The sequence below is a fragment of the Curtobacterium sp. MCBD17_013 genome, assembly GCF_003234565.1.
Classification (GTDB): domain Bacteria; phylum Actinomycetota; class Actinomycetes; order Actinomycetales; family Microbacteriaceae; genus Curtobacterium.
In genome coordinates, this window is sequence record NZ_QKTU01000017.1 from 49449 (window position 1) to 56756 (window position 7308).

At 71.8% G+C, this 7308-nt stretch carries 5 protein-coding genes, 1 rRNA gene and 1 pseudogene; all 7 read right to left on the minus strand.

The window, feature by feature from the left end:
- Window positions 1-127 precede the first annotated feature (127 nt).
- Window positions 128-1822 (minus strand): DNA repair protein RecN, encoded by a 1695-nt coding sequence (gene recN, locus DEI81_RS14140; RefSeq protein WP_111011365.1) that lies wholly within the window; start codon window positions 1820-1822, stop codon window positions 128-130.
- Window positions 1819-2742 carry an NAD kinase gene (locus DEI81_RS14145; protein ID WP_111011366.1) on the minus strand — a complete coding sequence of 308 codons (924 nt, stop codon included), beginning with the start codon at window positions 2740-2742 and terminating at the stop codon, window positions 1819-1821. Before DEI81_RS14145 ends, recN begins: the two co-directional genes overlap by 4 nt.
- 140 nt (window positions 2743-2882) lie before the next feature.
- Window positions 2883-3719: pseudogene (locus DEI81_RS14150) on the minus strand (TlyA family RNA methyltransferase); the annotation flags it as partial.
- A gap of 49 nt (window positions 3720-3768) precedes the next feature.
- A complete protein-coding gene (locus tag DEI81_RS16310; RefSeq protein ID WP_181434694.1) occupies window positions 3769-3921 on the minus strand; it encodes a hypothetical protein in 153 nt (50 codons plus the stop codon).
- Between the two features lie 10 nt (window positions 3922-3931).
- On the minus strand, window positions 3932-4918 hold the full coding sequence (locus DEI81_RS14155; RefSeq protein WP_258368755.1) for an HAD-IIA family hydrolase: 987 nt from the start codon (window positions 4916-4918) through the stop codon (window positions 3932-3934).
- A gap of 97 nt (window positions 4919-5015) precedes the next feature.
- Window positions 5016-5756 (minus strand): M48 family metallopeptidase, encoded by a 741-nt coding sequence (locus tag DEI81_RS14160; protein ID WP_258368756.1) that lies wholly within the window; start codon window positions 5754-5756, stop codon window positions 5016-5018.
- 1448 nt (window positions 5757-7204) lie between these two features.
- Window positions 7205-7308 (minus strand): 5S ribosomal RNA (gene rrf / locus DEI81_RS14165); the annotation flags it as partial.

Here is a 7308-nt window from a genome sequence, read left to right on the forward strand (position 1 = left end):
CGGCGGGCGGTGCCGGCGGCGGTCCGGGTGTGTCGCGGCGCCACGCCCCGGGACGCGACGCCGATGGAGCGCTCGTCCGGTCCGCGCGGCGCCCGCAGGATGCCGGGAGGCCCGACCGCCGCCCGCCTCAGACGCTCGCCGCCGCCATCTGCAGCAGTTCGCGCGCGTGCTCGATACCGCTCTCGCTCTCGTCGAGTCCGGACAACAACCGCGCCATCTCCTGCAGTCGGTCCTCACCCTGCAGGCGCTGGACGCTGCTCGAGGTGACGGCACCCGAAGCGTCCTTGACGACCCGCAGGTGGTTCGTGGCGAAGGCCGCCACCTGCGCGAGGTGCGTGACCACGACGACCTGGGTCGTCCGCGCGAGGCGGGCCAGGCGGCGTCCGATCTCGATCGCCGCCGCTCCCCCGACCCCGGCGTCGACCTCGTCGAAGACGAACGTCGGCACGGTGGTCGTGCCGGCCATCACGACCTCGATCGCGAGCATCACGCGGGACAGCTCGCCGCCGGACGCACCCCGGCCGATCGGCCGCGGGTCGGATCCCGAGTGCGGCTGCAGCAGGATCGCGACCTGGTCCCGTCCGGCCTGCCGGTACTCACCGGCATCCGTCACCTCGACGACGAGTCGAGCCCCGGACATCGCGAGCGACGCCAGCTCGTCGGTCACCCGTGCGGCGAGGTCCTCGGCCGCGGTCGTCCGTGCGGCGGTGAGGGCGGTCGCCGTCTCCTCGAGCACGGCGAGGTCCGACTCCACCGCGGCCTCGAGCGCCACGATGCGGTCGTCGTCCCCGTCGAGTTCGAGCAGACGGTCGGACGCCCGCCGCCCGAACGCGATGACGTCGTCGACGTCGTCCCCGTACTTCCGGACGAGCGCGGCGAGCACGGCCCGTCGCTCGTTGACGAGTTCGAGGTCGTGCGCGGCATCGCCGTCGAGCGAGCCGAGGTAGCTCGACAACGTCGACGCCGCCTCGCCGACCTGGTACCCGATGTCGGTGAGCTGGTCGAGGATCGGCGCGAGTTCCGCGTCGAAGCCGACCACCCGTTCGACCGCGCGGCGCGCCGCCTCGACCAGCCCGACCACGTCGGGTGTGCCGTCGAGCGCCTCGCTCGAGAGCGCCTCGTGGGCCAGGCCGGCGGAGAGGCGGAGCTCCTCGAGGTTGCCGAGCCGCTCGGCGCGTTCCGTGAGCTCGACGTCCTCGCCGGGTTGTGGGTCGGCCGCCTCGATCTCCGCGCTCGCGGCCCGCAGCGTGTCCGCCTCCCGGATGCGTTCCTCCCGATCGCGCGTCAGGCCCTCGAGGTCCCCCGCATGCTGCTGCCAGCGGTCGTACGCCGTGGTGTACGCGGCGAGCGCGTCGCGGAGTGCCGAGCCGCCGAAGGCGTCGAGCGCGGCGCGCTGCGCGGTCGCCGAGGTCAAGCGGATCTGGTCGGACTGCCCGTGCACCGTGACGAGCCGGTCGGCGAGTTCCCCGAGTACCGCGACCGGCGCACTCCGTCCGCCGACGGTCGCGCGGCTGCGTCCCTCGGCGGAGACCGTCCGCGTCAGGATGAGCTCGCCGTCCTCGACCGCTCCGCCGGCGTCCTCGACGCGCTCGACGACCGGCGAGTCGGCGTCGATCCGCCAGCGGCCCTCGACGACGGCCGACGCACTCCCCCGCCGTACCGACGACGCGTCGGCGCGCGCCCCGAGCAACAGGCCGAGCGCCGTCACGATCATCGTCTTGCCGGCACCCGTCTCACCCGTCACGACCGTGAACCCGGGGCCGAGTTCCAGCGTCGCCTCGCCGATCACCCCGAGGTCCCGGATCCCGATCTCGTCGATCACGATCCGTCCTCGTCGTGCTGGGGCCCACGCCATCCACTGACCGGCAGCTGGAACTTCGCGACGAGCCGGTCGGTGAACGGCGCGTCCTTGAGACGTGCGACCCGGACGGGCTGCGGCGAGCGCCGGACCTCGACGCGCGCGCCGGGAGGCAGGTCGTGGGTGCGTCGTCCATCGCACCAGAGCACGCCCAGGCCGGCCGTCCGGCGCAGGACCTCGACGGCCAACGTGCAGTTCGGACCGACGACGATGGGTCGTTGGAAGAGCGCGTGTGCCCCGAGCGGCACCATGAGGAGCGCGTCGACGTCCGGCCACACGATGGGACCGCCGCCCGAGAACGAGTACGCGGTCGACCCGGTCGGGGTGGACATGACGACACCGTCGCACCCGAACGACGAGAGGGGGCGGCCGTCGACCTCCATGACGACCTCGAGCATCCGCTCGCGGGCGGCCTTCTCGACGGTCGCCTCGTTGAGCGCCCAGGACGAGTAGACGACGTCCTGCCCCAGGATGACGTCGACCTGCAGGGTCACCCGCTCCTCGACGTGGTAGTCGCCGCTCAGCGCACGCTGCACGGTCTCGGCCAACCCGTCGCGCTCGCTCTCGGCGAGGAACCCGACGTGACCGAGATTGACCCCGACGATCGGCGCGTTGACGTCGCGCACCAGTTCCGCCGCACGGAGGATCGTCCCGTCCCCGCCGAGCACGATCACGATCTCGAGTTCGGACGTCTGCACGTCGACCCCGAGGATGTCGACCTGGCCCACGGAGGCCTCGGCACGCCGGATGTCGGCGTACTCGTCGAACGGCATCACCGGGACGAGGCCTGCGGCGTGCAGCAGGTCGCACACCTCGAGCGCGGCGTCGATCGAGTCCCGCCGGCCGGTGTGCGAGACGAGCAGGATGTGTCGTTCGCCGGTCATCGCGTTTCCTCGTTCCTGTCCGTACCCGTTCGGTCCCGCGCTGACATCGTGCCCCGCACGGACGTCGTGCCCCGCACGGACGTCGTGCCCCGCACGGACGTCGTGCCCCGCACGGACGTCGTGCCCCGCACGGCGTTCGCTGCGAGCGCCGTCACCCGGGATCGCCACTCCGTGGGCTGTGTCCCGCCGCCCCGCACCAGGTGCACGAGGAACTCGTGGTTCCCGTGCGTACCGAGGATCGGCGACGCGATGACGCCCGCTACGCCGAACCCCAGGTCGTGCGCGGTCCAGAGGACGTTCATGACGGCGTCGTCGCGGAGGTCAGGATCGTGGACGATGCCCTCGCGGATGCCCGACCGCCCCACCTCGAACTGCGGTTTCACGAGCAGGACGTGTTCGTCGGCCGGGACCGCGTCGGCCAGCGCCGGGAGCACGAGTCGCAGGCTGATGAACGACAGGTCGGCGACGACCAGAGTCGTGGCCGCGGCCCGGGGATCCAGGGCGCGGAAGCCATCGGGCTCGAGGTTCCTGGCGTTCATCCCCTCGACGACAACGACGCGACGGTCCGACGCCACGCGGGGGTCGAGCTGCCCGTGACCGACGTCGAGCGCGATGACCCGGGACGCTCCTCGCTCGAGGAGCACCTGCGTGAAGCCGCCGGTCGATGCCCCGACGTCGAGCGCCACCCTGCCCGCCGGGTCCACCTCGAAGGCGTCGAGCGCCGCGACCAGCTTGTGCGCCGCCCGCGACACCCAGTCGTCGTCCGGTTCGACCGCGAGCGTGGCGTCGGGGCGCACCGGCGACGACGGCTTCACCGCGGTGATGCCGTCGACCACGACCCGGCCCGCCTGCACCAGCTTCACGGCGGCGGTCCGGGACCGCACGAGTCCCCGCTCGGCGAGCAGCGCGTCGAGCCGCACCGAACGCTCGACGGCACCGGTAGCAGCACCGGAACCAGAACCAGAACCAGCGTGCACACCGGCATCGGCGTCACCAGCGGTCCGAGCACCCGCGGCGGGCCGCCCGTCACGCACTCGCGCTGCCACCACCCTCGAGACGCGTGCGGAGCTCGTCATGGAGCTGCGCGAAGGCGTCGGCGCGCTCGGGGAGCGGCTGGTCCTCGATGAGCCGGACTCGGGAGATCAATGCGTCCCCTCCGGTCTCGTCGTGCTCACCCATACGGTCCAGGCTACTCGCCGCCGTACAGCGCCGGATCGACGTCGAGACCGTAGATCGCGAGCCCCGATTCCCAGATCGCGGTCGCCCCTGCCCGCAGGAGGTCGAGGGGGTCGTCGCCGCGCTCCTCGACGCGAACGACGTGTGCCTGCATCCTCACGCGTGCCCCACCGACCCGCACGATGCGCGCTCCGTCGCGGTCGGTTTCGCGGTGCGTCACTGGGTACGGCTCGGCGAGACCGCGGAGGTCACCGAGGACCCACGTCGGCCGCGATCGCTCATCCGCGGCGAGGACCTGCTTCGCTCGGTCGATGCCGGTGAGCACGAGGACGCTCGGGATACCGGCGTCGTTGGCACCCTTGATGTCCGTGTCGAGCCGGTCGCCGATGAACAGTCGCTGCGTTCCCCCGAACCGCTCGACCGCCGTCTCGAAGATCGCCCGTTCTGGCTTGCCCGCGACGACGGGCATGCGTCCCACCGCGTTGTGCACCGCCGCCACGAGTGTGCCGTTGCCCGGGGCGATGCCGCGCTCGACCGGGATCGACCAGTCCATGTTCGTCGCCACCCAGGGGATGTCCCGGGCCAGGGCGAACGACGCCTCGGCGAGTTGTCGCCACCCGAGATCCGGTGAGAACCCCTGGATCACGGCCGCTGGCTCGTCGTCGGCGGAGTCCGTCACCCGGAAGCCCCCGGCCTCGACGATGCTCGTCAACCCGACTCCACCGATGACGAGGATCGTCGCCCCCGCTGGCACGAGCGTCGACAGGAGCCGGACGCCGGCCTGCGACGAGGTGACGACGTCGTCCGCTCCGACCTCGAGGCCATAGCCACGCAGGTGCTCGGCGACGTCAGCCGGGCGCCGGGACGCGTTGTTCGTGATGTAGCCGACGCGGGCCGTGGCCGACGCCGCGGTGAGTGCCTCGACCGCGTGCGGGATCGCCGCGGCGCCGCGGTACACGACCCCGTCGAGGTCCGTCAGGACGAGGTCGATGCCGTCCAAGGGCGGACGAGCTGCGTCAGCCGAGTCGGTGCGCGCCGATCCGGACCCATCGTCGTGCACATCGACCGCGCCCGCGATCGGTTTCGATCCAGACCGATCAGCGGTCTGCTCCGGATCCGTCGACGTCGATTGGGTCGGCTTCGTCGATCTCGAACGCTTCGTCGTCGATGTCATCCGACTCGATGACGCCGGCGACGTCTGGCCCTTCGTCGATGCCGTCGTCACCGGTGACGCCGTCTCCGCGCTCGACGAGTCCATCGCTGGGTGCTTCCCCGTCGTCGCTCCCACTGCCATCGGCTCGCCCGGAGTCGACGGGGGCAAGCCCGTCGTCCTCGCCTCGCTCGTCGTCCGCTCCGTCGATCGCTTCCTCGACCACATCCACCGTCTCCCAAGCATCCTCATCCGCAGCCTCGGCGAGCGCCGCGGTAGCACGATCGACACGGGCCCACCATTCGTCGGCCTCGTCTTGGCGGCCGAGCTCTTCGAGCGTCGCCGCGTAAGCACTGTAGAGCGACGGCGACCAGCTGTAGGCCGTCGCCGGGTCCAGCTGTGGAATCTCCAACTCGGCAAGCGCCGCTGTGGGATTCCCCAGGTCGAGTCGGGCTCCGGACATCGCGATCGCGAGTTCCACCTGCACGGGCACGTCGAGTGCCGCACGGTCGACGGACCGTCCCAACTCGAGTGCGCGCTCCGGACGGCCGAGTCCGCGCTCGCAGTCGACCATCATCGGAAGCTGGTCGTTGCGCCCCGAGATACGGCGGTAGGTCCGGAGTTCCCGGAGGGCAGACGCGAAGTCACCCAGTCGGTAGGACGTGATCGCCAGGGTCTCGCGGACCACGGCGACGCGTCCAGCCCGACGTCCGGCGCTGACCGCGTGCGCGTGCGCGAGTTCCGGGTCGTCGTCGATGAGAAGTGCTGCGGCCACGAGGTGCTTCGCGACCCAGTCCGAGTTGTCCTTGCTCAGCGTCTTCAGCTCGGCGCGCGCCTGGATGTCGAGATCACGGGGCTGGATGCCCTCGGGGACGTCCGGGTCATCGTGACGCGGACGGATGGACCGAGTACCGAACGGATCGCGGTCGACGAAGGCGTCCCGCGACCCCTCCCCGAAGCGAGCGCCTGCAGACCGGGAGCGGTCACCGAAGCGCGCACGTTCGCGACCCCCGGCGCGCCCGTCCTGGCCGCGCGCCCGGTCGTCACGATCGCCGTACGGTCGACCGTCGCGCGGACCCTGCCCGCGGCTGGCTCCGCCCGAACGGCCGCCATCGGAACCAGCACGACGGCCGGCCCCGGCAGGTCCGCGGTCATCGCGCCGTTCACGCCGATCGTCGCCGTACGGTCGGCGGTCGTCACCGCGCGTCCGGCGGTCGTCGCCGAAGCGCCGGCCCTCGTCGCTCCGGGCACGTCGGTCGTCGCCGGAGCGTGTGCGGTCGTCGCCGTACGGACGGCGGCCGCCGTCTGCCGGACGGGAGGCCCGGCCACCATCTCGCCCCGCCGCACCCCGACCGACGCCGCCATGATCGGGCCTCGCACCGCCTTGTCCGCGCCCGCGGTCGTCGCGCCATCCCTGGCGGTCCGTACGGGTGCCGTTCGCCCGGAAGTCCCGCCCGTCGCGGCGCGGACGCTCCCCCTCGGAAGGACGTTGAAGGCGCCCAGGACGATCACCGTCGGCACGGCCGGATCCTCGAGGTCCACCCTCGACACCCCGGCCGTTGCCGTCTCGCGGTCCCCCTCGGTACGAACTGCCTCCCCGATCGTCGCGACGCTCGAACTCCCGGGGTCCCCGCACGTACCCGCCGCGCTCAGCGCTCCGGCCTCCTCGGGGACCACGATCGCCGTCGGGGCGCACGACGTCACGCCGCTCACCGTTCTCCCGCCGGTGTCCGGCATCACGCCACGATGCGGTGCCCCGGTCGTCACCCGATCGACCGCGCCGACCGTCAGCCCCTGATCGAGGACCAGCGCCAGAACCGGGTGCCCCAGCGGAACCGTCACCTGCTCGACCACTGCTCGAGCGGGAGGTTCCGTCGCGTCGGTTGCGCCGGTCGTCGCGGGCTTCGTCTTCGGGGCTGTCGGCCACCATGGCTCCTCGTACGTTCATCCGGAGGTCGTACCGGAGACGGTTCACTGTGTCGTTGTCCACGCTCAGTCCACCACGTGCCGGATGGATCCGCACACATGGCGCGACGGCGCACTGGGTTAAACAGAAATGGCCACCGGCCCTATCGGCATCCTGGGAACGAGTCCCAGGAGTCCGATGGAGGGCCGGTGGCCACATCTTCACGTTGAGTCCGGCGGTGTCCTACTCTCCCACAAGGTCCCCCTTGCAGTACCATCGGCGCTGAGAGGCTTAGCTTCCGGGTTCGGAATGTGACCGGGCGTTTCCCTCTCGC